Raw genomic sequence first — 26,132 nt, 5'->3', positions numbered from 1 at the left:
CAGGCCCTGCGCCCCTACCTCCTGACTCCTTGCTATTATCCTTCCCGTTGTCTTTCTTCAATGTCCACTGGAGAAATCATACTATTGATTTTTTCCACATCTGTCATCATAATGATAATACCTTCTACTGTTTCTTTTAGTAAAGGACTACAGGCAACATAACATTGGATTTTTTTACCGCGACGATTGGTGGCATTCAGAAGTATTTCCTGTAATTTCTTCTTACTAGATATAATATCACGAAGGGAATTTCGCAGTTGTTCTACAGGTAAACCGATATCCAAACTAAACCAGGATTTATTCATTACTTCGTCAGTGCGTAAACCCCACATTTCCTCAACTGTATGATTCCAAATTAAAATATTAAAACTATTATCTAAGACTACCATTCCCATTTGCAGAGAGCTTAAAATGGAAGACAGAAAAATATTAGTTTTGTCAAGTTCAGTGGTGCGATCGCTTAATTCATTATTTATTGTTTGTAATTCTTCATTAGCAGATTGGAGTTCTTCATTCATTGTCTCCATTTCTTGATTTGTTGATTGCAATTCTTCATTGGTTGTTTCTAGTTCTTCATTAGTAGATTGCAATTCTTCATTGGTTGTTTCTAGTTCTTCATTAGTAGATTGCAATTCTTCATTGGTTGTTTCTAATTCCTGTCGAGAGCGTTGTAATGCTGTTTGGAGTTTCAGATAACGGGTGACATCATTAAAAGAGATTGTGACACCGAGAATGGTTTGATCATTATCTTGTAAAGGAATGATTCGCACATCTAAATATTGAACTTCTGAATTTGGCTGATAACGTTCAACATTTGTGAGTATAATAGGATGGCGTTCATTATATACTTGCTCGATTAATGAGCGTAACTCTACAGGTCTATAGGATAATTCTAAATCCTGAAAGGGGCGATTTAAATCTTTATTTGTCAGGTTAAATAAACGTCGAGCTTCTTCATTAATCATAATTAATATACCATGATTATCAATAACAACTTGGGCGCTAGACGCTGTATCAAAAGCCAAATCTCTAATTCGCAGTTCTTCAGCATAAACATTATTAGAGGATTCTTTATTTTGCAAATTTGTCATAACTAGTTGACGATTACGGATGTTTCCCAAAGATACTTTCGCAAATACACGATCTTTTAAATGTATAGGTATAAATAAATTAGAGTGCATGACTAACATCTCTGCTTTTCCTAAAAATAGATAGCCATGATCATTAATGGCAAAATGAAACCGATTGATAATCTTTCCTTGTATTTCTGAATTAAAATACATTAAGGTATTGCGACAAAGCAATAAATCTAAACGAGAAATTGGTGCATCCTGAAGTAAATCATGACGACCAAAAATCACGCAACGACGCAAATCTTGGCGAAAAACATAATTTTTATTTAGTAAATCAAAATATTTATCGCGCAGTTCTGATGGAACTTCAATGATATTTTTGGCTGAATAACTAGCTTGACGAGCTTGGGTGAGAGCTTCTTCGTCTACATCTGTTGCGTAGATTTTTACCCGCTTACGAAACTCTTCTACTCCCAATATTTCTGCTAGAACCATTGCTAAAGTATAAGCCTCTTGTCCAGACGCACAACCAGCACTCCAGAACCGAAGCTGTTCATCTTTTTGTTTATTTTTGATGATATCAGGGATAATTTCTTTGGCTAAATATTCCCAAGCTGAACTATCTCTAAAAAAAGCAGTCACATTAATTAAAATGGTATTAAATAAATTTTTAAACTCATCTGGATGAACTTCTAAATAATCTTGATAATTCACAAAGCTATCTATATTTAAAGTCTCCATCTCTTTAATAACACGACGCATTAAAGTCGAACGTTTATAACCTGTGAAATCAAACCCTCGATTGATTCTCAAATATTGGAGGAGATTTTCAAAATCCAGATCCTTGTGTGGAGCATTCATAAAATCAATTAGGTTTTTACTAGAAATAGATACACATCATAGATAATTACAAATTATAAACTTCCCCTGTTCCCTATTCCCTTTTCTCAACTTATCGGTTGAGCATAACAAGTACCGAAGAACCGAGAATATTGAACTTGCAAAACTATTGTTCATACATAGTCAGTCTTTAATAATAACATAAATTGGTGGTATTTTATGGTAAAACAGCATGGAGATTATGACGAAATAGCGTGAGACATAACCAAAGTTATCAAAGCGGAAGAAATTTCTGTTAAAGGGAGGATGAAATCTACATTCCCTGTCTTAATTGCTGAAGATGGCATTCCCGGAAATTCAGCACTTTTGTCATCCTGGACAATTACCGTCCCACCCATTTTTTTGATTGCTTCCACTCCCATTGCGCCATCACTACCAGTTCCTGTGAGGACAACAGCGATCGCTCTTTCTTTATAACTTGCTGCCACGGATTCAAACAACAAATCCGCCGAAGGACGGAGAAAATGCACCATTTCCGACTGAGACAAAGAAGCTGTACCATCACTATTCACCAACAGGTGGTTATTCGGAGGAGCAATATAAACAGTCCCCGGAGTGAGTTCATCTCCTGCTTTTGCTTGGACTACTTTCAGTGGAGTCCGACGACTGAGAATTTCTGCCATCAGGGATGGATGACGAGGATCTAAATGTTGAACCACAACAATTGCTGCTCGGAAATTTGCAGGTAAATTTGAAAGCACCTCAATTAATGCCGTTAATCCACCAGCAGAAGCCGCTAAAGCCACAATATCAAAGTTAGGAAGATTTAGCATATTTATCCTGAAAATTATCTTCTTTCCCAACTCTAAGATATCTAAATTTTCAACTCATTCCCTGTACCTACAGACCTATGGATCAATCATAGCTAATTTGTAAACATATAAATGCTTAGATCCCCGACTTCTTAAAGAAGTCGGGGATCTTTTTTCTTAAAGAAGTCGGGGATCTTTTTGTTCACATTTCACTGACAAAGCTAATTTTCTGCTTCCAGATTTTTTTTAGCTTCCTGTAATTGCTTTTTATTTTCCTCACTAATTTCAGGATATTGCAAATTTAATTCCTGTAACTTTGTGCAAATAATATCTGCTACCACCAACCGTGTAAACCATTTCCGATCAGCAGGAACAATATACCAGGGAGCAAATTCTGTACTTGTATTGTTAAAAACTTGCTCATAAGCATCCATATAATCATCCCAAAAAGCCCTTTCTCGGATATCACTAGCAGAAAATTTCCAATGTTTTTCCGGTGAATCAATCCGTGCTAAAAACCGCTTTCTTTGCACCGATTTTGAGACATTTAGAAAAAACTTCAGCACAATTACCCCATTATTAACCAAGTATTTTTCAAAATTATTAATTTCCTCAAATCGCTGTTTCCATATCTGATTACCTTGAGGAAACTTGGGTAATTGTTGTTTTTTAAGAATTTCTGGATGGACACGAACTATAAGTAATTCCTCGTAATATGAACGATTAAAAATGCCAATTCTACCCCTTTCCGGGAGAGACTTCATCGAACGCCATAAATAATCATGATCTAATTCTTCCTCACTAGGAGATTTAAAACTAAATACCTGACACCCTTGGGGATTCACCCCCGACATCACGTGCTTAATGGTGCTATCCTTACCAGCAGCATCCATAGCTTGAAAAATAATTAACAAAGAATAACTATTTTGGGCATAGAGAACATCTTGATATTTAGCTAGTTGTAAAACACCTGTTTTTAATTTTTTAATCGCATCAGTTTTTGGGTGAAACTCGCATCTATAACCTGGATTATAGTCCTTGATCAAAGAAATCTGATCACCTGGTTTAACAATATAAGGATCATGATTCATCTCAAAAAATTAGCCTCCAATGGAATTATCCCTGGCGATTGGAAAGATGCCTCCGGCATCTTTCTAATCGCCGTCTTGCTAAGAAATAGAAGATTGCAACTTGGCCAACATTTCCAAAACTTCCATACTGTGAATACTAGGATTAACCTTCACAAAAGTTGCGCGTAATATCCCTTGAGGATCAATAATAAAACTATGGCGCATAGAGACAACACCTATCCAAGAACCATAAGCCTTACTAACTTCACCCTTAATATCAGCTAACAAAGGAAATTTTAACCCCTCCGAGTCACAAAATTCTGCATGAGAATCAACATCATCAGCACTGATACCAATAATCTCAGTATTTTTCTGAATATATTTAGGTAAATCTTGCTGAAACCGTCGGGCTTCAATAGTACAACCAGAAGTAAAATCTTTGGGGTAGAAATAAAGAACTACCCACTTACCCCGAAAATCAGCTAGAGAAACTTTACCATTGCCTGTATTAGTGGGTAAGGTAAACTCAGGTGCAGGTTGATTAATTGTGGGTAATTTACCACCTAAAGCTTGAGCAGGAGGGGTAAGATTAAACCAACTAATAACAGCCAAACAAGAAGCAAATAAAATGCTAATAAAAGTGCGACGGGAACCCATTTTCTCAACCAAAAGAATAACTTAAATAAGTTTACATTTTTGTTGTTCTCTTTCAATCTGATTGCGGTTCGGACAGGTTTTCGATACTTTCAATGTGTTGGCTATCTATGAGAAAAGCGCCTCTAGTAAAGCGGACACCCCAATAACCACCAGGGCGATGGTCAAGAACTATACCTTCCTCGCCAATATGAATTACTTCAGGGGGACGTAACATAGGCATTGGTTCAGCCGTTTTCAGGTATGGTGGCAATGATACCACACGGACTTTACTACCAATTGGGAATTCTGAAGACATTTTGCAATGGTTTGTAGTTTTGAATAAGTAGGCAGGCAAAATTAATTATATAAAAGATTTAGATTTAATGTAGGTGTAGGGGTAGCGCCCCAGTGCCTACCCCGATAAGTAATTGGACAAAAATATTTAAGTAGGTGAACACAATAAAACCAAACTGTGTAAAGAAACGTAAAATCGCCCAAACCCTCTTACCTCTTGCCTTTTGCCTTTTGCCTCTTGCCTTGCCATAACGACAATTTTCAACGCCAACCTACTTACAGTCATTGCGAGGGAAGGGAAGCAATCACAACCCTTGGAATTGCTTCATTTCACTTCGTTCCATTGGCTTTCATTCCTTGCCTAAGGGATCACCAAAAAATAAATTACCCAATTTTGTGGGATGGGCATCCTGTCTGTCCTTGGTAATTAGCGGGCAAGATGCCCGCACCACAAGAAACTTTTGCGGATTTTTTTAATTGGAAGTCCCTAAAGGACAGTTAAGTTTTTCCGCCAAGGTCCAAAACCTGCCCTCAAGGGTTTTTAGCCTATTTTCTTATAAAATTTCATAGCATTAAGTAGGTTGGCGTTGAAAATTGTCGTTATGGCAAGGCAAAAGGCAAAAGGCAAGAGGCAAGAGGCAAGAGGGTTTGGGCGATTTTACGTTTCTTTACACAGTTTGGTTTTATTGTGTTCACCTACTTAAATTCGATAATCATGAAAATAAGATTTCTCAATTATTCTCTTGCGCTGGTGGTTTTATGTGGCGGATATACAATTACTCCAACTATAGCCGCTAACCAACAGGTAAAAGTAGCGAAATCTATCTGGAAGTTGTTTTCTCCTGCTGACGGTAGTTTTCGGATTTTAATGCCAGGGAATCCCAGAGAGACTAAACAAACAGTAAATACAAAATCGGGGAAAATTAAATTAAATCTGTTTAGTGTTGAACGCCAACAAGAGGAAGTTAATTATGCCGTTGGTTATGTTGATTATTCCTCTGAATATATTGAATTATTAAATCGCAAAAAGCTGGTTGAAAAGGCTTTAGATAACGGACGCAATAATGTGGTTAAAAAAGCCAAAGGAACTTTAATTAGTGAACAAAAAATTAGATTAGGTTCTTATTTTGGCAGGGAAATTAGCTATAGTAAACCAGGAGTAAACATTGTCAAACTAAGAATATATTTAGTTAAAACCCGGTTATATCAAGTAAGTGCGGAAACTACCAAAAAAAGACAGAAGTTTTTAACTAAGAGTATAGAAGGGTTTTTAAATTCCTTTAATGTATCTTCAAGATAAATACGATGTTGAGCGCATAATATTTTGGGCGCAGTCCTTGTTTGGGTACATTCCTTGCTTGGGCGCAGTCCTTATTTGGGCGCAGGCCCTGCGCCCCTACGAACTCATTTTAAATATTAATGCTGTTCATCTTATTCCCAGTCAGAGACTGGGAATGAATTCTAGAAGGCTCTGCCTTCAATAATATTAGAGGCAGAGCCTCATCAACTGCATTCCTAGTCAGAGACTAGGAACGAGATGTGGTAGGGATTTGAGCTTAAGTTGACACCAATGAAGCTCTTGCTTTACCCCTACGTTTAGAATCAAACAATCAAGCCGTTTTGAGTATAAGTAGGTGAACACAATAAAACCAAACTGTGTAAAGAAATGTAAAATCGCCTAAACCCTCTTCACTCTTGCCTCTTGCCTCTTGCCTTTTGCCTTGCCATAACGACAATTTTCAACGCCAACCTACTATAATAGGTAAAATGAGTTAGGATATAGACCAATTAGTTAGGGGATAAAACCACATCTGATTGTAAACTACTAATACCAATTTTACGTGAATCTCCACAGAATCATAAAATACATTGACTCATCCTTCCTTATCTGCATTTATTTGCGTTTATCTGCGTTTAATTATTCTTAAAATCTTAAATTGACATAAGTAGGTTGGCGTTGAAAATTGTCGTTATGGCAAGGCAAAAGGCAAGAGGCAAGAGGCAAGAGTGAAGAGGGTTTGGGCGATTTTACGTTTCTTTACACAGTTTGGTTTTATTGTGTTCACCTACATATACAAATTTTATGTTACGTGATTTCCAAAATCGAGCCGAATTAGTCGCATATCTCAAGGAACAGTTCCCCCAAGCCGCAGCACAAGATGATCACATTAGCGATATTCCCGGAGGAAGGAAAGCCGCACAACAAGCGCTACAAAAAATTGACCCCATAGCTTACGCAAAAACCCGCAACTTCCTAACTGGTGACATTACCAAATTGTCACCATACCTTCGTCATGGAGTCTTGAGTTTGCGGGAAGTTCGAGAATATATACTGAACCGAATTGAGAATCCAGAGGATGCTAATAAACTAATTAACGAATTAGGCTGGCGTGATTATTGGCAAAGATTATATGTCAAACTAGGAAACGAGATTTGGCAAAATCAAGAAGAATTCAAAACCGGTTATCAATCAACAGACTACGCAGCCCAACTACCTGAAGATATCACAACCGGAACGACAGGACTAGTTTGCATTGACAGCTTTAGTCAGGAACTACGAGAAACAGGCTACCTACACAACCATATAAGAATGTGGTTAGCAGCTTATATTATCCATTGGCGACATATTCAATGGCAAGCCGGCGCAAAATGGTTTCTTCAACATTTACTCGACGGTGATCCAGCAAGTAACAATATGTCATGGCAATGGGTAGCAAGTACATTTAGTCATAAACCCTATTTTTTCAACCGTGAGAATCTAGAACGTTACAGCAAAGGCGTTTATTGTCGTCAATGTCCCCATTTCGGTAAATGCGACTTTGAAGGCAGTTATGAACAAATAGAACAGCGACTTTTTCCTCAAGCTAAATTCAGCAAACAGCCTAATAGTCAAAGTTGGCAAAAAGGCAATCATCGAAGATAAGCCCACCAATTTGTTAATAAATGTAAAGAATAAGTCCTATCTCAAAAATCAAATGATATCTTAAAAGCATAGGACACCAAGCAAATAAAAACCAACTAAAAGAAAGGGTAAATGATTCAGTGTGTCCCCTATCATCAGCCCGACAATTACAGCGTTATTGATGACGAAGTGGCAACTAGCCAAACTCTAGATGAGGTGGCGAGGCCAAATCCCAGAGCGGAAAGACGTGGAGATGCTGTATTTGCGTTTTAGAAAGTCCACCCTTAGTAACTTAAATTCACTTACTCACTTTAATCATTTGAAACCTGCAAATTCATTAGAACCCGGTCAACCTTGATCGGGTTTTTAGATGTTTATACCTTGTTTTAATGAGAAAATTGCTGTGATATGAGCTAAATAGTCCTTTCCCAATTGATTTTTTACAGTATAATTTAAGGATTTTAAAGCGGCTCTAAGTAGTGAGGCAAAATTAATTACACAATGCCATTGCGTAAGCGCTGCGTGGCGTTAGCCATATGGAACGAAGTGAAATGAAGCAATCGCAAGGGTTGTGATTGCTTCCCTTCGCTCGCAATGACCGTATACTAAACACGGTTGAGACATGGACTTTTACAAAATTACGAAAAACCTAGATTTGTAGGGGTAAAGCAAGAGCTTCATTGGTGTCAACTTAACGTAAAACCCATAGCCCGCCTGGGAATGAATTCCCAGTCTAAGGGACTTCCAAATAAAAAAATACTCAACCACCTAACGCAAAAATCTCTCAAACCCTTATTCCTCTGTGTCCTCTGCGCCTCTGTGGTTCGTTAATCAAGATAATTTATTTCTTGGAAGTCCCTAATAGTATTAACGTAAAACCCATAGCCCGCCTGGGAATGAATTTCTCGTTCCCATACTCTGTATGGGAATGAATTCTAGAAGGCTCTGCCTTCTATGAAAACAGAGGCAGAGCCTCTGTAATAGCATTCCCAGTCAGAGACTGGGAACGAGATATCATCAGGATTTGAGCTTAAGTTGACACCAATGAAGCTCTTGCTTTACCCCTACCCACAGAATCAAATTATTAAGCCGTGTTGAGTATAAATATTTTTGTCCAATTACTTAATTTTTCTTTGTGCTATGAATGGTAAATACACTCGTTCTCAATTATCCTAGATAAAGCATATCAAAAACAAGCGCCATGCCTAAACGCCTCCTAGTGGTCGAATCTCCCGGAAAAGTCAAAAAATTGAGTCAAATTCTCGGTGCAGATTGGATTGTCCGCGCTAGTTGTGGACATATCCGCGAACTCAGTAACGACGGTGATGATTCACTAGGATTTACAATGGATGGTAATACTGTTAGCTGCAATTATGTCCCCCGTGACCAAAGGGCAAAAGAAACAATTCAACAATTAAAAGCCGCTGTTAGGCAAGTTGATGAAGTTGTTTTAGCTACAGACCCAGACAGAGAAGGAGAAACCATTGCTTGGCATCTTAAAGAAACGTTAGGATTAAGAGACCCCAAACGAGTAGTTTATACTGAGATTACACCATCAGCAGTGCGAAATGCGATCGCCCATCCCAGAAAACTTGACACTAATTTAATCGGTGCCGGATTATGTCGAGATTGTCTTGATAAACTGGTAGGTTACAAAGGTAGTCCCCTAGTTTGGGCATTAAATAACGGGGCAAAAAGTGTAGGTAGAGTTCAAAGCGCCACATTACATCTAATTTGTCAGCGGGAAAGAGAAATTCTGGCTTTTGTCCCCCAAGATTATTGGAGTGTGTGGGTAGATTATCAAGAAGGATTTCGGGCTTTTTACAAAGGTACGGCAAATACTGAGAAAGAAACATCAGAACCAGAAACGGAAACTCACGATGATGCAGCTAGTAACAACCCAGAAAAACCCGAATCTCAGCGTGTTCTTTCGGAAGCAGAAGCAAACAGATTAGTTGAAGAAGCAAAACGTCATCCTCATCAAATTATTCACCTAGAAGGGAAACTGGTTTATCGTCAACCCCCTCCACCATTTACCACCTCCACCCTCCAACAAGCTGCCGGTTCAAAGTTGAAATTTTCCCCCGATAAAACCATGCAGGTGGCACAAAAGTTATATGAGGCAGGATTAATTACATATATGCGAACAGATTCAGTCATGTTGAGTCCTGAATTTTGTGCGAGCGCTCGTCAATGGTTGGAACAAAATGACCCTGAAAATGTGCCTCAGCAAGTAGCCAAGCAGCGCAGTAGTAAAACCGCTCAGGAGGCACATGAAGCCATTCGTCCCACAGATGTCTTTCGTCCTTCAGTGCAATTACGGGCAGAATTACCTGAAGATGAGTTTAACCTATATGTGATGATTTGGAAAAGAGCGATCGCTTCTCAATGTCGTCCGGCTCAACTTCGTAAAACTCTAGTAATTACGAAATCAGGTAATATCTTATGGCAAGCTAGAGGGCAGGTAATTGAATTTTACGGTTATGCAAAATATTGGCTGAATCTGAGCAAAGATGCAGTTTTGCCTTTATTACAACAGGGACAAAAACTGAATTTAGCCAAAGCGGGACATGATCAAAAACAAACCCAACCACCACCCAGATATAGCGAACCCAAACTTGTCCAATTAATGGAACGTAAAGGAATTGGTCGTCCTAGTACCTATGCTCCGACAATTGCTACTTTAAAGAAACGCAATTATGTGGAGTTGAAAAAAGATAATCTTCAACCCACAGCTTTGGGTTTAGGAGTAGATGAATTTTTACAAAAGGCTTTACCCGATTTATTAGAAGCCGAATTTACTGCTAAAATGGAAGATGCCCTAGATGCAATTTCTGAAGGAAAAAACTCTTGGCAACATTACCTAACTACTTGGAATCAAAGTTATTTTGTTCCTGCACTTTCCAAAGCTAAAACTGTAGTTACTAATTCATCAACTACAGGTAAAAATAATAATTTTGTTGAAAGAAAATATGAAACTTCTAAAACTCGTTGTCCTGATTGTAAGGAGTGTTTAGCTAAAATTCCCAGCAGTAAAGTTAAAAAGAAATACTTTCTTAAATGTGTGAGTGGTTGCGAAAACATTGTCCTATTTTGGAGTGATTTTAACAAAAAGTGGGAAGCACCGAAACCTAAAACATCTGCAGATGAAAATGCTCCCAAACCTTCAGCAAAAATCACTGCATATCCCTGTCCTGTATGCAAGAAACCTTTGGAGGAATACAGTTACCTCAAAGATGGGCAAAATAAAACTATGCTGCGGTGTTCTGGTCAAGATTCATGGAAGGATACGAAACATAAGGATGTGGCTTATTTTCATACTGCCAAAGGATGGTGGAGTCCTAAATTTGGGAATTTAAATGTCTAAATCAGGATTCCCAGGATTTAAGGATGTACAGGATGTTATTTTTTATTGTTGATGAAAAATAGCGATTTTTGAATGATAGAGAATATACTGTTATTGTAATTATCATTTTTTGTTTTTAAATATTTACAGAAAATCTAGAAATCACAATCCTGTAAATCCTTTAATCCTGGATATCCTGATTCTGACAATATCCAATCAACATTTATTCTGTAAACACAATGCTATTGGTGTACTTCACTTACATAAAATATGCTGTATAATTGAGACGAAATAGATTTTAATATCCTCTCATGACATTACAAGAATTGCAAAAACAAGTGCTAAAATTACCAATGAGCGATTCCTCCGGAGCGCTTCGCTATCGCTGGCAATTGGTACAATCACTGCTAGAATCACTACAACAGGAAGTTCAACCAGTTTCAAAGAAGGGTAAGGGACTTCCAAGAAATAAATTATCCTGATTAACGAACCACAGAGGCGCAGAGGACACAGAGGAATAAGGGTTTGAGAGATTTTTGCGTTAGGTGGTTGAGTATTTTTTTATTTGGAAGTCCCTAACTGTTGAGGAATAGGTTGTAGATAATTCCAGAATTTTAAAACTTACTTGCTCATGCGAGCTTTATTTTAGTTAAATTTAATATCAACATCATATGATACAATCAGCCTAACTATTTTTTTAATTTAATACTTAGTGTCAAATATGACTCATGCTTATAACAGAGCCGCATTTACCACTGGTGCAGACAGCAGCAATTATCTATTATCGTTGTATTGTTCACTTGTAGCTCTGGAACTTGCTATTAAAGATCATCTTAATCCACCCTGGAAAAAGGGGCATACAATAATTACTTGGGTTAATGATTTAGGTGAGACTTCACTTGCACAGCAACTACGATCACAACTTGGTGTGTTGCGTTGTACCGATATAACCGGAAATGCTGTTCCTGTGGACGGTGACAATTACCCCGGTATTAGATACATTAGACATGAAGGGGACTTTCCAGGAACCTCTACGGATACTCAAATTAGAGATGCGTTAGAAACTATTAGAGACATCAAGACAAGTTTAAGAACTAAAGGAGTATCTCTGTAATGAATGCTGCTCAACTACTCAAAGAAGCAAAAAAGCTCGGAGAAATACAAACCATATTTAGATTTCCTTACGTTCATATTATCTATCTGTCTCCCAAGTTTCAAAATATTGATGATGAAGAACGTGAAATATCTTTTGCTCAGGATATTAATATAAGTGTGGCAGAACTAAGGACTACACTCCTTAATTCCCTGCTATCATTAAGACTTCTTACCTCAGAGGAATTTGCACTAGAATATCCTGAAAATCGTCCACGAGAAAGAGGACATCATTGGTTAAGTTCTCTTATCGAACAGCAATTTCAAAAATCAGTTGTTAATGATCAGGTTTCAAAAGAACTAAAAATTGTCCATTTTTATGGATATAAAGGTGGACAAGCACGTTCCACTCTACTTGGACTCATGTCTACAGTTTTAGCTGAAGATGGGTGGAAAGTTCTTGTTATAGACAGTGACATTGAAGCCCCATCATTAGACGTAATTTATGGACGAACTTCCGGTTCTATTTCAGGAACTTTGCTAGGAGTAGTTCAGTCTGTTGCAGAAATAAAACCTGAGCGTGTTAAGTCGATACCTTTAGCTGGATATGTAGATTTATTAGCCTGTCGGCCAACTTCGCCAGATTTTAATATTGATGCTGCGGCATTTGCTCTGCGCTCTGCTCTTGAACCAATGATAATTGAGAATGCAGCTAGGCGAATCTCTGAATTTGCGGCTGAAAAATACGATATCATTTTAATCGATCATCGAGCAGGACTTTCACCAGTAACTTTACCCTGGATGACTACACTTCCAGGACCAACAGTTGTATGTGTTCGTCTTGATGATCAATGGCTACCCGCTAAACAATTCATAGAATCTGTCTTGAGAACACATATTTCTAATCCTGGAGTTTTTGTTTCTTGGCAGCCAGATAATGAGAATGAAGAATCATATATAAACAGGAATAATCAACAAATTGAAACATTACTAGATATGCTGGCAGAGATAATATCTCAAGAATCAGAGGATGAAGATTCAGAACTTTCTGCTGTTGAAGTTAGAGATCATTGGATTATTTGGCCTTATGACAGTGCTTTTAGATATAGCCGATTACCAGATAAAAATCAACTAGCACCCAAAAATTTTGATAAACTTAATAGTCTACGCAGTATTTTAAATATAGCTTCTAAAAAGCAGATTCAAAATAATATACTTACCCCAAGTGGAGCTACAGATGAAGGAGATTTGATCCAGACAGATGCTCTCCAACAACTTCTTATACCTGACAATTCAATTTCATATATTTTTGGTAGAAAAGGTACAGGTAAAACTCGATTATTAAAAGAACTAGCCAAAGCAGAAATTGGTGAACCATTACTTGTAACTGCTGATAATGCAGAAGACAAAGGTTTGAAATCTCCTAGTCCAGAACTATCGACAGCTATTGAGCGTTATCGAGATACGCCTGAGAATTTATGGTGGAATTTACTTTTGGCTGCCCTAGAAACAAAGACAACATCAAGAGAATTGTTAAGAGAAAATTTTTCTCGAAAACTAGAGCAGAATTTTAATGGAACTATTATAAATTTAATTATTGATCAATTAAATCAAAGTCCAAAGCGTACTTTTCTTCTTGATGGCTTAGAAACTGCTTTTGATGCTAAACTTACTTTTACATATATTGAAAGCCTTTTTAGATTTATTCAAACTATTGAATCTGATGATAGACTATCAAATCGTTTACAGTTTAAAATTTTCTTAAGAACTGATTTAGCTGAAAGAGGCTATCAGAACATTGAGCAACAAATATTTGGAAAGGTAATTTATCTGAATTGGGATACCCAAAAAATATTTAATTTTATATTATCTCGAATACGTAATATTAACTGGTATCGACAAAATTTTCCAGACTTAATAAAAAGAATAGAAGAAAAACGCGAAGATATTCAGAGAGGTGTTTTATCTACTGAAGAATGCGAAAATTTATTATTAATGGCTTTCCCAGAAAAACTGCGGAGAAATAATCTGGCTACTAAAACATTTCTGAAAACATATTTTGCAGATAGTGCCAGCGAAACACCAGAAGGTAGCACCACTGATAAACTTCGTTACTATCCACGTATTTTCGATAAATTTATTCAAGTAATTGCAAATCCCACATCTACTGATGTAGGTTCTTTTACAGGTAAACAAATTGAAGATGGTAAAATCGATCCTTCACTCATTGTTATAGCTCATGAAGCAGCAGCAAAAGATTATTTAGGGCAGTTGCGTTCTGAACTAAACTATCTAATTAATCTTGCAGATCATATGTCTGAAAATGAACAAAAAATTAGGTCTTTACTTAGTGCATTTGATGGACTGAAAACACCTTTTAAGTTAGATCAATGTATTTCTGAACTAGCTGAAAAAACACAGATAGATAAATCAAAAATCAGGAATGCGATTGAGAGTATGAAGAGAGTGGGAATGTTTGAAGATCGTCCTAAGTATACTGGCGAACTACGAGTTGGCCGCTTGTTTAAATCATCATTGAGAATGAAATATAATCGTAAATATCCTCATAAAGATTCAGGTAATTAAAACCTTCTACATAAAAAATGAGACCCTAAAAAAGTGTGTTAGCAAGTAGGTTGGGTTTTCTTACGTCAACCCAACATTTATTTCATAAGACCTCGCGGTAAGTGGGAAACTCAGTCACTTTAGTGCTGAGAGGGAAGCGACACGGGCGGTTTTAACCGCAGTGGTAATTAGACCTGTTGATCTTCGTATCAACTTAACTTTTTTAACAGTGCATTGTCCTAGTCTTTTCCAATTAGCGTCACTGACAGAGACTTGTTTTTCAGTATCTCCACTAACCCAACCAAAGAATGTTTTATTGCCCTGACTTGCTTCCACAAAGTCACCTTTTCTAAATCCATGACGAGTTGTAGATCCACCATATTTCCGACGATTACCACCTTTACTAAAGGTCATTAAATGTAATTGCCTCCGGCTAATTGGTGGGCGACGCACAATAGTGAATTGGGATTCAGTGACATCTACGCCTCCTACCCAAGATGCACCATGATTTTTAGCTCCTTTCCATGTCTGGTATTTAACAAATTCAGAGCAAGCTAACGTTACTGCATCAACAGCGTGCGTTTCTGGTATTTGCAAAGATTTATCGGATTTTTCTTTATGCAATCCCAGATGCTTACGAAGGTTTGATGTTTCCCAGCCCTTCTTCAAAACGACATTTGTAAGTTTTGATAGTCGGCTAATTTGGTATCTTTGACCAACCATAACGGGACTAAAGCCTTTATTACCGCGTGCTTCAACCTCTTCAATAACAATAGTTTTAATTGGATAAAGTTGGAGGAGTAAACTAATTACTCTATATTCTAAATCTTTGTTTGCCCTAATACTTGGAGGCAATTTTGAGCCACGACGATTATCAAGTCTTGCTTGGCGATGATTACGGACATTGAAAGACAGTTTCCTATTGATTCGCCTTCCGCGCCTATTACGTCGCATCATTGATCGTTGCTCCATCCGGTCTTTGACTGTTTTGAATGGCAAAACTAAATGTAGCATCTGCAAGGTGAACTTTTTGGATTGAACCGCTATACCTGAAAAAAGTTTACCAGGATCTAAACCAATAACTATTTCTTGCGTTTCGGTATTACTTGGTTCGGCTAATAACTGGACATAGAAAATGCCAAGTTTGTCGAATTTGCCGATTGCTTTACCATCTTTGATCCATCGTCTTGCTCGACTTGGTTTAGTTGGCATTAATGGCGTATTGTCTACTGAAATTACGGGTACTCGCATAAAGAGATAATCCTTCGAGTAAAGTTTAATGTCCCTTTGCTCAACGCAATCAAGATGTCTTGGCTTTAACCAACGCTATTACAAGATAGCTTGAAGATAATCCAGACTAGGGAAGTATCTGGAAGTTCGTACCAAATTACGTCTCAATGAGCTAGTCAAACACGTAAGTCTTGATTTCTTACAAGCTCAGTCCCTTTAGGGCTGAGTTATTGACAATGTTAGAGGGTATTCGATTTGAATACAATTATAATTTATTAACTTTCTAAAATATTAGAATCTGTTGCTAAAGTTCGCGCTCCCGTTTGCATTAGTTCAATATCTGTTAATGTCCAATTACGGGAATTTTGACAATGATGCGCTACTAATAGTCCCCATAATCCTCGCGGTATGAGAATTGGTACTACCAAATTGGCGCGAACTTGCATACTGCGAAGAAAATCACGGTGACAATCCTGAATTGGTTCTAATTCTATATCAGCGATCGCTCTTACTCTTCCTTCTAAGTACAAAGCAGCATATTCATGGTTAAAACAACCGCTTGGTCCGGTAAAACCAAGAATCGAATATTCATCAGCACTCAATGATTCAAATGTTACCTGCCCTTGCCATTGTTCATAGAAATAATACAATACTACACGATTAGCCTGAAGTGATTCTCTCAGGTGATTTGTCGTTTTTCGCACTAATTCATCGCGTTCTATTCTGATAACAAGGCGATTAAGTAATTTTTGCAACCCCTCATCAGGGTGACAATTTGAGCGATTTTCAAATTCTGGGGAAGAAGGTTTACCTTGAGCGGAGTCGAAAGGAAGTTGCACAGATTTAAAATAATAACTAATTACACAATTTCACGCTTCTATAGAAATTTATCAGACATTGTACAGAAAATTATTCTTATTTAATAAAGAAATAATGTAGTTTATTAGGCTGGTAATTGGTAATTGGTAATTGGTAATTGGGAAGAATGTTTTACCCATTACCCATTACCCATCACCTATTACCTAACTCCAGCCACACTGGGCAAATTAACTTTTAAGCGTTTCAATATCGCTTCCCGTCCTTGCATTGCCAAAGTATCTTCTAAAGGTGAAAGTTTAATTTCTTGCTGATATTTCAACTTTAACGCAGTTTGAATTAACCAGTCGGCAACAAAAGGATTTTTTGGTAATAATGGACCGTGAGAATAGGTAGCGATCGCATTTTGATAAAACGCGCCTTCTGTTCCATCTTCTCCATTATTCCCCAAACCATACACCACACGCCCTAAAGCTTCCACTTTTCCTAATGTAGTCCGGCCACCGTGATTTTCAAACCCGACCAAATAAGGTTTTGTCCCTGTCATTGCTTCTAGTTCTTGCGCTAACCGGGAAGCTGTAACTTTTATCACTAAATTACCAATACATCTTTTAGTATTTTCACCAGGATGAATAGAAACTAAATCTAAGATTCCTAAACCTTCAATTCTTTGTCCAAAGGCTGGTTCATAATAATTTCCCAGCAGTTGGGGAGAACCACAGGTAAAAACTCCCGGCGTGCCACGTTCGATTTTATCACGCATTGCCTCAGCTTTTGCCCCTTGCAAATCCCTCATGACAATTTCTTGCTGACGATCCTGTGCGCCCCCACCAACAATCACATCTACTGATTTTATATCTTCTGTGGTGGACTCTTGGTCTAAGGGTAAAACAATGACATTATACCCCCGCCATTGAGCGCGACGTTGGATAGTGATCACATTTCCGCGATCGCCATAGGTACTCATCAACTTGGGATATAGCCAACCAATAATAATTTCCATCGGTTTATAACTTATAAAACCTCTACTATAGCAGGAGTCAAGTAGGGGCGCAGGGTCTGCGCCCATTCCGAATTGTGAGGTCTGCGCCCATTCCGAATTGCGAGGTCTGCGCCCATTCCGAATTGTGAGGTCTGCGCCCATTCCGAATTGTGAGGTCTGCGCCCATTCCGAATTGTTGCAATATATTAATAAATTTCAAGTTTAGTAAACAGACAACACAAATAAAAAAACTCATGCTAGATTAAGGGTATGGTACAAAAAGGTTAAAAGTCAAACCTTAAATCCAAACTTTTCATTAGAGTTTGTGCCTCCTGCTCTAATGTATCGGCAATCAATTTTAGATTTTAGCTTCCTGTCAAAGTTTTTTCGCCTAAATCTCACCAAATTGTTATTGGAGGTGTTGAACTCGCAGCCAGAAGTGCCTGCCCATTAGAAATAAGGGAAGCGTGGTTTAAATCGAATTTAATTGATTGCTTGTCAAGTCCACTTCTATTATTTTTGTATTGAACCACAACCTAATCAAGAAACCGCTGTAAGCTGCTGATAATCCTTCGTAGCTTGTAGCGGTTTCTGCTATGTATACTAAAAACAAAAAAATAGGTATTGTTAATGAATCAAAAAAATATATTCTCCGTCAATAGAGATATCAACTATTTACCTGTTTCTCACAGAGGTTATATTTATGTCATTACAATCACTTCGGGTTTTATTGTTGAGTAGTTTGGGCTGTTCTTTATTTTTTGGTAACACTGTGGCTTTTGCTCAAGTTGTTGTTCCTACAATACCATCAGGTTCATCTACTACAGTACCATCAGGTTCATCAACCACCATCCCAACTTCCACCACAGTTGACAGTAGCGCCAGATTTAGTTGCCAGTCTAACAATGGACAGTTTACAGTCATGTATCAGCCCCAAAGTCAACCAGGACAATACTTTGCTTGGGCTGCACCTCAGAGTTTAGGAGGCGGGTGGGATGCTCAGAAACGTTGTCAAGCGATCGCCACCCGTTTAGAATCATATCGCCCAGATGGATTACAAGAACTGCAAATAGCCGTAGAAAATAGCGAAAATATTATCTGTGTCACCACCGAAGCCCAACCCAGTTGTCGAATTGTCTTAACAGTCCCTCGTGGCAAAGATCCTTATACTATTCGCAATAGTGTATTCCAAAATTTAACTACTGCTGATAGTGGACAACAAACTATTGCTGTCAATACTTACACTAATCGTAATAGCAGTAATGGTAATAGCTTATACAGTCTCGGACAAACGCTTTTAGGTGGTAGCAAGAATCAAGTTACTTCTACTAAAGGTGGGATTAATTTGAAACCATACCTTGATCCTAAAGATGGTGGTACTGGTGGAAAACTGAGAAATGGAGTAGCAATTAAAGGTAGTACCACACGCCAAAGCCCCAATCGGCTAAATCCGGGCAGATTTCGTTAATTATGATTCCGGGCAACCACAGGGGGTTTGCCCCTACAGTATTTTTGTGATTATATTTACCTTTTTAGAGAAATTAAATTTACCCTTTATATAATTTTGTCCTGTATTAACTTATTAGGTGTTGTAATTATTTCTCAGGATGGATTGGTTTTTGAAGATTAGTGGGTAAGTGAAGAATACGCAATAACCGCAATGACTGGTTATCTAATTTAGGCTGCTAATTCGTCATTATTCCCCATTTCCTACAAAGTAAGTTTGATATGACAAATTTATTAATTTATGGTAAGTTGGTACGATAATATCCAAATATCAACACTCTGACTACTTAAATGCCCAGAAATCAACTTTTGGTTATTGGCAAATAATTAGTATTTAAATACTACACTGAAACCAAAGCAGAGTAAAGTTGTCATAAATTGTATAATTTAACCAAAATATAACTTGGTGACAATCTAGTTCTACTATCTTTTGAAGAGAAATTAACAATGGTGACAAACCTGATTACAAATAATATGAATCAAGTTCTACAATTGGGCGATCGCACCCTCCAGCCTACAGAAGTTTTATCATTATTGTCGGAATACCAGCTATTACCGCTATTAATTAAGGAAATATTCATTGATCAAGCGATCGCAGAAATTGTCTGTACCCCAGAAGAAGAACAACTAGCCTGCGAACAATTAGCCCAACAATATCAAGGACTAGAACCACAGAGCGAAAGTTTCCAAAAACTGAAAATCATGGCGGTACGACAATTAAAACTAGAAAAGTTCAAAGAGGAAACCTGGGGAGGGGATTTAAACTCCTACTTTTTTCAACGGAAAACCCAGTTAGATAGAGTGATTTATTCCCTAATTACCACCTCAGAACTTGGTATCGCTCAAGAAATTTACTTCCGTATTCAAGAGGGTGAACAATCTTTTGCGGAATTAGCACGGGAATACGCCCAAGGACCAGAATCCCAAACAGATGGCTTAGTCGGACCCATAGATTTACAATCCCTCCATCCCACATTGGTGAATATCCTCTCCAAAAGTCAACCACAACAACTATCACCACCGACTCAAATCAATAACGTCCTAGTAATTGTCCGATTAGAAAAAATACTCCCAGCCCAACTAGATCGTCCCATGCGACAACGATTACTAAATGAACGATTTAATCAGTGGTTACAAACACAAATGACAGAACAAAAATGTCAGATTCAGACCATATAAATCGCCAAATATCAACCTTTTCGCCAAAATGAAGTGAAATAAATAACTCAATCAATATGACTTATATTCAGAGTACCTTTGAAGAATTCATTGCCAGTATTGAAGGATTTGATCAATTATCGAAAGAGGAAATTAATAACCTCTTATCGTCACAAATTCTCCAGCCTTTGCGTTATCGCATAGGACAAAAAATTATTGGTAAAGAACAACTACCAGAAAGGATCGCCATTCTTTATCAAGGCAACGTCAGACTATTGGGATATAATCCCCAAAACCAATTACCAATTACATTAAAATTACTGCAACCAGGGGCAACAATTGGCGAAATTGCTTGGTTGCGTGAACTTCCTTGTGAAACAGCGATCGCTTCCACCGAAGTCATCTGTTTAACCTGGAAAGCCGCAGATTATTTGCAATTTATCAACCGCAATCCAGCCTTTGCTCAAGCTCGTCAACACATAAGTCACCCAATTGAAATATTTGATATTTTGAGTTCCCAGGTAGCGCAAAAAGCTTTAGTAAATCACAACCTCAAAGACATTACCCAACAGGCTCAATTAGAAGCAAAAATTCATTATTTATCACCAGGAAAAACGGCTTTAAGAGAATTAGATAGCGATCGCATTTGGTTTGTGAGTGGTCGTAGTTCCCTGCCCAATTTCCCACCCTGTTCTCGTCTAGAAACCGACGTAATTGAAGTTAAAGGCAACATTCCTCTCCGCTTATTGGGCATTAATCCTCAAGACCTATCATTACTTGATGGTGTTACCATTGAATCCGAAACATTAGAAACTATATCAGATAGCAGAGTAGATTCGGAAATTCCCTACGCCCAAGAACCAGAATTTGTTCCCCCCACCACATCAAACAAGCAATTTAAAAATCAAAACTATCCATTTTTCCGGGGACAAGGAGAATTAGATGCCACTCTGGCTTGTTTTCAAATGCTATCCAAGCATTTAGAAATGCCCTTTCGGAAAGAAGTAGTGCGGCGGATTTTAACCGACCAAATTAAGCGTCAAGGGAGTATATCTTTTCAAGTTTGCGCTTATTTATCAGAACTAATTGGACTTAAATCCCAGCTAGTTGATGTTCCTGCTGTTTCCATCAATCGGATTCCTACACCAGCATTAATTCGCTATCGTGACAGTTTTGCTGTCCTCTATGCGGTAGATGGAAAAACAGTAGTTTTGGGTTTACCATCTCAAGGCATTATCAACTGCCAAATTAGTCAATTGGTAGAAGAATTAGAAACTGATGACGCTAATCTTCAACCACAAGTTAGAGTTTTATTACTGAGTGCAACCAAAGAAACACCGAAAGAACGCTTTGGGTTATCTTGGTTTGTTCCTTACTTATCACGTTACCGCCGGGTACTGATAGAAGTATTTATTGCTTCCTTCTTCGTCCAACTAGCTGCCCTCGCTAATCCTCTAGTTATTCAGCTAATTATTGATAAAGTCATCGTCCAAAATAGTATTAGTACCCTGAATATTCTAGGAGTATTACTATTAGCAGTGGGTGTATTTGAAGCAGTATTAACCACCTTGCGGACTTACTTATTTGTAGATACCACCAACCGCATTGATATGAGTTTGGGGTCACAAATTATTGACCACTTGCTACGCTTACCACTGCGCTATTTCGATAAAAGACCAGTTGGTGAACTATCCACCAGAATTAATGAATTAGAAAATATCCGTCAGTTTCTCACCGGTACGGCTTTAACAGTAGTGTTAGATGCCCTATTTTCCGTCGTTTATATAGTTGTCATGTTGTTTTACAGTTGGCAACTAACTCTCGTCGGATTAGGGACAATTCCTCTGTTTGTGGTGGTGACATTAGTCGCTGCTCCCACCGTGAGTAGACAATTAAGAACTAAAGCTGAACGGAATGCCGAAACTCAATCATATTTGGTTGAGGTTATGTCAGGTATTCAAACAGTTAAAGCCCAAAATATTGAATTACGCTCCCGGTTTTCTTGGCAAAAGAAATATGCCAAGTTTGTCGCCGCCGGTTTTAAAACTGTTCTCACTTCCACATTAGCGAATTCAACCAGTCAGTTTCTCAGTAAACTTAGCAGTTTACTAGTTTTATGGGTGGGAGCTTATTTAGTTTTGAAAGGAGAATTAACATTAGGAGAATTAATTGCTTTTCGGATTATTTCTAGTTACGTTACTACCCCAATCTTACGGTTGGCGCAAATCTGGCAAAACTTCCAAGAAACTGGTTTATCTTTAGAACGATTAAGTGATATTGTGGACACACCACAAGAAGCAGAAATAGATCGGAATAATATTCCCCTTCCTGCTGTTAGCGGTGCTGTTAAATATGAAAACGTTTCCTTCCGATTTGCTGCCAGCGGACCACTACAACTCAGCAATGTCAGCGTCGAATTTGCCGCAGGTAAATTTGTGGGCATTGTCGGACAAAGTGGTTCAGGCAAAAGTACAATGATGAAATTACTGCTCAGACTTTATGACGCAGAATCTGGCAGAATTTTAGTTGATGGTTATGACATTGCCAAAGTCGAACTTTATTCGCTGCGGCGGCAAATTGGTGTAGTTCCCCAAGATACGCTCTTATTTGATGGCACAGTTCAAGAAAATATTGCCTTAACAAATCCTGATGCCACAACTGAGGAAATTATTGAAGCGGCTCAAATTGCTGTTGCTCATGAATTTATTATGACCTTACCCAATGGTTATAATACACGAGTTGGGGAAAGAGGATCAGCCCTTTCTGGTGGACAAAGACAGAGAATTGCGATCGCTCGTTCTGTATTACAAAGACCTAAAATCTTAGTTTTAGACGAAGCCACCAGCGCTCTAGATTATCCGACAGAAAGGCAAATTTGTCTGAACTTAGCTCGTGCATTCAAAGGCAACACAGTCTTCTTCATTACCCACCGTTTAAATACTGTTAGTAATGCCGATACTATCGTCGTCATGGATAACAGTAGAATGATAGAACAAGGTAGTCATCAAGAACTCATGGCAGCTAAAGGTCATTATTTCTATCTTTATCAACAACAGGAAGTAAATTTGTAATTTGTCAGTTATTTGTAAGGGTTTAGCTCATGCTTTACCCTGTTCATCTCGTTCCCAGTCTCTGACTGGGAATGCCATTACAGAGGCTCTGCCTAAAGCCGTTAGAGAACTCCACAAAAAAAATGTCCAATCTTGTGGGATGGGCATCTTGCCCGTCCTTGCATTATTAGCGGGCTTTTCGGACTGCATCACAAGAAATTTTGGGATATTTTTTTAATTTGAAGTTTCTTATAAATTCATTCCCATACAGAGTACAGAGTATGGAACGAGAAAACGAAAAAAGGCAGTAATACATTAAACTTTTCAAACTCTAAAATCACACACCACTAAATATTCAATCTAAAATCCCAAATCCCAAATTATTATGACTCAACTTAATGGTAGTTACAGCAACGGTAACGGTAACGGAAACGGTAACGGATCTTATAGAGATGCACAAGTATTAACACCACCCAAACCCGCTCCTAAACAGCCAAAACCCGATTTTAATTTTAATAACTTCGACCAATCTGTAGTCTTACGCCAATCCCCAATTTGGTCAAGAACTATCATGCTCACCCTCATGGGATTAGCTTGTTTTGGGATTATTTGGGCTTGTTTAGCGAAAATTGAGCAAGTAGTTCCCGCCACAGGACAATTAAAACCAGAAGGAACAGTCAAAGACGTACAAGCTCCTATAAATGGAGTTGTAAAATCACTGTATGTAAAAGATGGTAAAGAGGTAAAACCAGGAGATTTATTATTAACCTTTGATTCCATTGCGACCCTAGCCGAATTAAATTCATTGAATAAGATTCGGATAGCTTTAATTCAAGAAAACAATATCTATCGTCGCTTAATGGGAGCAAGTACCGGAATAGATGCTGAAATAGCATTTTTACGCAGTAGACTCCCAGGAGAATCAGCTTTTCTGCTTAAAAGCCGCGCTTCCTTAGTAGCAGAAAATGAATTATTACGTTCTCAATTAAGAAATTCACCGGGAGCAGCAGGTACAGGAATTGATGAACAACAATTATTAGCAGTTGCTAAAACAGAATTAAAATCCCGTTCTAAAGCCGCAGATTTAGAAGTTGAAAAAACCCGAAAACAACTTTCTCAAACCATATTTAAACTGCAAGATACTAAAAATGGTTTAGCAATTCAAAGTCAGATTTTAGCTAGTCTTAAAACCTTAGCTGAAGAAGGTGGTATTTCTAAACTGCAATATCTGAATCAAAAACAACAGGTACAAACGCTTTCCGCAGAAATATCACAATTACAAGAAGAGGCAAAACGTCTACAATTCGATATTGATAAAGGAAAAGAGCAATTAACCAATACAGTTGCTAGTTCTGATAAAACTATTTTGGAAAAAATCGGTGCTAACAAACAACGGATTGCAGAAATTGATAGTCAATTCATGAAAATTATTCTAGAAAATGAACAGCGTTTAGCAGATATTAATAGTAAAATCTCCCAAACACAATTAAACGTTAAATATCAAGAACTTCGCGCTCCTGTAGGAGGTGTAATTTTTGATCTTCAAGCTAAAAATCCGGGTTTTGTTGCCAATTCTACCCAAAAATTACTACAAATTGTCCCCAAAGATAGCCTCATAGCCGAAGTTTTCATCACCAATAAAGATATTGGTTTCGTGAGGAAAGGTATGAATGTAGATGTGAGAATTGATTCCTTTCCCTTTAGTGAATTTGGTGATATCAAGGGTAAAGTAATTGATATTGGTTCAGATGCTTTACCTCCCGACCAAAACCATCAATTTTATAGATTCCCCGCCAAAATCAAGTTAGATAGACAACAATTAAGTCTCACCAATCAAGATAGAAAGATATCCTTACAGTCCGGTATGTCTATTACTGCTAATATTAAAGTCCGAGAAGAACGGACAGTCATGAGTTTATTTACAGAGATGTTTACCAAGCAAGTGGAGAGTTTGAACGAAGTCCGTTAGGGATTTTTAAAAGACCTAAAACCCTTGTAGAGACGTTCCATGGAACGTCTCTACATCTTTTTTGGAGATGTCTATACTCAAAACGGTTAAAACTTGGACTTTTTTGTCTCATTCGTCTCATTCCCAGTCTCTGACTGGGAATGAATTCTAGAAGGCTCTGCCTTCAATAATATTAGAGGCAGAGCCTCATCAACTGCATTCCTAGTCAGAGACTAGGAACGAGATGTGGTGGGGATTTGAGCTTAAGTTGACACCTATGAAGCTCTTGCTTTACCCCTCGTTTAGAATCAAACAATCAAGCCGTTTTGAGTATACTTTCACTATTAGCCCGGAAATATGGCTAACGCCACGCTACACTATCATTTCTGGGTGGGTGTGGAAGCCAACAAATAAGCCATCTTTAGCTTAAGTTGACACCAATTGACCTAAAACCCTTGTAGAGACGTTCCATGGGTAGGGATTCTCGGCTCTACATCTTTTTTGGGAGATGTCTAACCCACATTCCGCACCCCCAAGTGTCACACCCCAAGAAAACCGATATATTTAGTACATAAGAACTAATACCTGTGAGGGGTGATTAAAATTTATTGAGGCTAAATAGGAATAATTACTATTAAAGCAGATATATAGTCAATAAAACGACTAAGTACGAAATTTTGATTCTGAGGTGATTGTAATGGAAAACCTAGTCCAGAATCATTGAAAGCTTTATCCTCAATGACTATAAAAAACTAAAAAAACGTTTTAAATCAACAGAAAAATGAGAACATGGTAACAGATACTTATATGGA

At 37.9% G+C, this 26,132-nt stretch carries 19 protein-coding genes; 11 read left to right on the top strand and 8 right to left on the bottom strand.

The window, feature by feature from the left end:
• Positions 1–35: 35 nt before the first annotated feature.
• The 5 genes from AN486_RS10640 to sipA form a co-directional block, all read right to left on the bottom strand.
• Positions 36–1,934, bottom strand: coding sequence for a CheR family methyltransferase (locus AN486_RS10640; RefSeq protein ID WP_290600550.1), 1,899 nt, complete (start codon positions 1,932–1,934; stop codon positions 36–38).
• Positions 1,935–2,152: 218 nt separating this feature from the next.
• On the bottom strand, positions 2,153–2,746 hold the full coding sequence (locus AN486_RS10635) for a chemotaxis protein CheB (RefSeq protein WP_290600548.1): 594 nt from the start codon (positions 2,744–2,746) through the stop codon (positions 2,153–2,155).
• A 200-nt stretch (positions 2,747–2,946) separates the two neighbouring features.
• Complete coding sequence (locus AN486_RS10630; protein WP_053540052.1) at positions 2,947–3,816, bottom strand: polyphosphate kinase 2 family protein; 870 nt, start codon at positions 3,814–3,816, stop codon at positions 2,947–2,949.
• 78 nt (positions 3,817–3,894) lie between these two features.
• The gene (locus AN486_RS10625) at positions 3,895–4,452 is read right to left on the bottom strand and encodes a peroxiredoxin (protein ID WP_290600545.1); all 558 of its coding nucleotides are present in this window, start codon (positions 4,450–4,452) and stop codon (positions 3,895–3,897) included.
• Between the two features lie 52 nt (positions 4,453–4,504).
• Positions 4,505–4,747, bottom strand: coding sequence for a regulatory protein SipA (gene sipA / locus AN486_RS10620; protein ID WP_039204971.1), 243 nt, complete (start codon positions 4,745–4,747; stop codon positions 4,505–4,507).
• Positions 4,748–5,440: 693 nt separating this feature from the next.
• Between sipA and AN486_RS10615 the strand changes: the two genes are divergently transcribed.
• The 7 genes from AN486_RS10615 (at position 5,441) to AN486_RS10585 (ending at position 14,651) form a co-directional block, all read left to right on the top strand.
• Complete coding sequence (locus tag AN486_RS10615; RefSeq protein WP_168636570.1) at positions 5,441–6,025, top strand: hypothetical protein; 585 nt, start codon at positions 5,441–5,443, stop codon at positions 6,023–6,025.
• A 783-nt stretch (positions 6,026–6,808) separates the two neighbouring features.
• The gene (locus AN486_RS10610; RefSeq protein ID WP_053540055.1) at positions 6,809–7,648 is read left to right on the top strand and encodes an FAD-binding domain-containing protein; all 840 of its coding nucleotides are present in this window, start codon (positions 6,809–6,811) and stop codon (positions 7,646–7,648) included.
• Positions 7,649–7,759: 111 nt separating this feature from the next.
• Positions 7,760–7,900: a hypothetical protein gene (locus tag AN486_RS10605; RefSeq protein WP_168636572.1), complete on the top strand. Its 141-nt coding sequence runs from the start codon at positions 7,760–7,762 to the stop codon at positions 7,898–7,900.
• Positions 7,901–8,828: 928 nt separating this feature from the next.
• The gene (gene topA / locus AN486_RS10600) at positions 8,829–10,994 is read left to right on the top strand and encodes a type I DNA topoisomerase (RefSeq protein ID WP_290600542.1); all 2,166 of its coding nucleotides are present in this window, start codon (positions 8,829–8,831) and stop codon (positions 10,992–10,994) included.
• A gap of 290 nt (positions 10,995–11,284) precedes the next feature.
• The gene (locus AN486_RS10595; protein WP_168636574.1) at positions 11,285–11,455 is read left to right on the top strand and encodes a hypothetical protein; all 171 of its coding nucleotides are present in this window, start codon (positions 11,285–11,287) and stop codon (positions 11,453–11,455) included.
• A gap of 239 nt (positions 11,456–11,694) precedes the next feature.
• The gene (locus tag AN486_RS10590; protein WP_053540057.1) at positions 11,695–12,087 is read left to right on the top strand and encodes a hypothetical protein; all 393 of its coding nucleotides are present in this window, start codon (positions 11,695–11,697) and stop codon (positions 12,085–12,087) included.
• The gene (locus AN486_RS10585; RefSeq protein WP_053540058.1) at positions 12,087–14,651 is read left to right on the top strand and encodes an AAA family ATPase; all 2,565 of its coding nucleotides are present in this window, start codon (positions 12,087–12,089) and stop codon (positions 14,649–14,651) included. Before AN486_RS10590 ends, AN486_RS10585 begins: the two co-directional genes overlap by 1 nt.
• A 114-nt stretch (positions 14,652–14,765) precedes the next feature.
• Here AN486_RS10585 and AN486_RS10580 read toward each other — a convergent pair whose 3' ends face one another.
• The 3 genes from AN486_RS10580 to AN486_RS10570 form a co-directional block, all read right to left on the bottom strand.
• Entirely contained in the window at positions 14,766–15,881 is a 1,116-nt protein-coding gene (locus AN486_RS10580; RefSeq protein ID WP_053540059.1) for an RRXRR domain-containing protein, read from the bottom strand.
• A 254-nt stretch (positions 15,882–16,135) separates the two neighbouring features.
• Positions 16,136–16,699, bottom strand: a complete 564-nt coding sequence (locus AN486_RS10575; protein ID WP_053540060.1) for a GAF domain-containing protein — start codon at positions 16,697–16,699, stop codon at positions 16,136–16,138.
• A gap of 179 nt (positions 16,700–16,878) precedes the next feature.
• Entirely contained in the window at positions 16,879–17,694 is an 816-nt protein-coding gene (locus AN486_RS10570; RefSeq protein WP_053541328.1) for a type 1 glutamine amidotransferase, read from the bottom strand.
• Between the two features lie 667 nt (positions 17,695–18,361).
• On the opposite strand from AN486_RS10570, the gene AN486_RS10565 reads away from it, so the two are divergent.
• The 4 genes from AN486_RS10565 (at position 18,362) to AN486_RS10550 (ending at position 25,341) form a co-directional block, all read left to right on the top strand.
• Entirely contained in the window at positions 18,362–19,126 is a 765-nt protein-coding gene (locus AN486_RS10565; protein WP_053540061.1) for a COP23 domain-containing protein, read from the top strand.
• Positions 19,127–19,638: 512 nt separating this feature from the next.
• Positions 19,639–20,343, top strand: coding sequence for a peptidylprolyl isomerase (locus AN486_RS10560; protein WP_039200663.1), 705 nt, complete (start codon positions 19,639–19,641; stop codon positions 20,341–20,343).
• A gap of 56 nt (positions 20,344–20,399) precedes the next feature.
• Positions 20,400–23,393: a peptidase domain-containing ABC transporter gene (locus AN486_RS10555; RefSeq protein WP_053540062.1), complete on the top strand. Its 2,994-nt coding sequence runs from the start codon at positions 20,400–20,402 to the stop codon at positions 23,391–23,393.
• Between the two features lie 364 nt (positions 23,394–23,757).
• Positions 23,758–25,341: an HlyD family efflux transporter periplasmic adaptor subunit gene (locus tag AN486_RS10550; protein ID WP_053540063.1), complete on the top strand. Its 1,584-nt coding sequence runs from the start codon at positions 23,758–23,760 to the stop codon at positions 25,339–25,341.
• The last annotated feature ends 791 nt before the right edge of the window (positions 25,342–26,132 follow it).

The sequence above is a fragment of the Anabaena sp. AL93 genome, assembly GCF_001672085.1.
Classification (GTDB): domain Bacteria; phylum Cyanobacteriota; class Cyanobacteriia; order Cyanobacteriales; family Nostocaceae; genus Dolichospermum; species Dolichospermum heterosporum.
This window is presented reverse-complemented; position numbering and strand designations above follow the sequence as displayed.

Coding starts and splice junctions, on each gene's coding strand:
- AN486_RS10615 (WP_168636570.1), top strand. CDS start 5,441: ATGAAAATAAGATTTCTCAATTATTCTCTTGCGCTGGTGGTTTTATGT.
- AN486_RS10630 (WP_053540052.1), bottom strand. CDS start 3,816: ATGAATCATGATCCTTATATTGTTAAACCAGGTGATCAGATTTCTTTG.
- AN486_RS10640 (WP_290600550.1), bottom strand. CDS start 1,934: ATGAATGCTCCACACAAGGATCTGGATTTTGAAAATCTCCTCCAATAT.
- AN486_RS10625 (WP_290600545.1), bottom strand. CDS start 4,452: ATGGGTTCCCGTCGCACTTTTATTAGCATTTTATTTGCTTCTTGTTTG.
- AN486_RS10610 (WP_053540055.1), top strand. CDS start 6,809: ATGTTACGTGATTTCCAAAATCGAGCCGAATTAGTCGCATATCTCAAG.
- AN486_RS10635 (WP_290600548.1), bottom strand. CDS start 2,746: ATGCTAAATCTTCCTAACTTTGATATTGTGGCTTTAGCGGCTTCTGCT.
- AN486_RS10560 (WP_039200663.1), top strand. CDS start 19,639: ATGAATCAAGTTCTACAATTGGGCGATCGCACCCTCCAGCCTACAGAA.
- topA (WP_290600542.1), top strand. CDS start 8,829: ATGCCTAAACGCCTCCTAGTGGTCGAATCTCCCGGAAAAGTCAAAAAA.
- AN486_RS10550 (WP_053540063.1), top strand. CDS start 23,758: ATGACTCAACTTAATGGTAGTTACAGCAACGGTAACGGTAACGGAAAC.
- sipA (WP_039204971.1), bottom strand. CDS start 4,747: ATGTCTTCAGAATTCCCAATTGGTAGTAAAGTCCGTGTGGTATCATTG.
- AN486_RS10565 (WP_053540061.1), top strand. CDS start 18,362: ATGTCATTACAATCACTTCGGGTTTTATTGTTGAGTAGTTTGGGCTGT.
- AN486_RS10580 (WP_053540059.1), bottom strand. CDS start 15,881: ATGCGAGTACCCGTAATTTCAGTAGACAATACGCCATTAATGCCAACT.
- AN486_RS10605 (WP_168636572.1), top strand. CDS start 7,760: ATGATTCAGTGTGTCCCCTATCATCAGCCCGACAATTACAGCGTTATT.
- AN486_RS10590 (WP_053540057.1), top strand. CDS start 11,695: ATGACTCATGCTTATAACAGAGCCGCATTTACCACTGGTGCAGACAGC.
- AN486_RS10555 (WP_053540062.1), top strand. CDS start 20,400: ATGACTTATATTCAGAGTACCTTTGAAGAATTCATTGCCAGTATTGAA.
- AN486_RS10585 (WP_053540058.1), top strand. CDS start 12,087: ATGAATGCTGCTCAACTACTCAAAGAAGCAAAAAAGCTCGGAGAAATA.
- AN486_RS10595 (WP_168636574.1), top strand. CDS start 11,285: ATGACATTACAAGAATTGCAAAAACAAGTGCTAAAATTACCAATGAGC.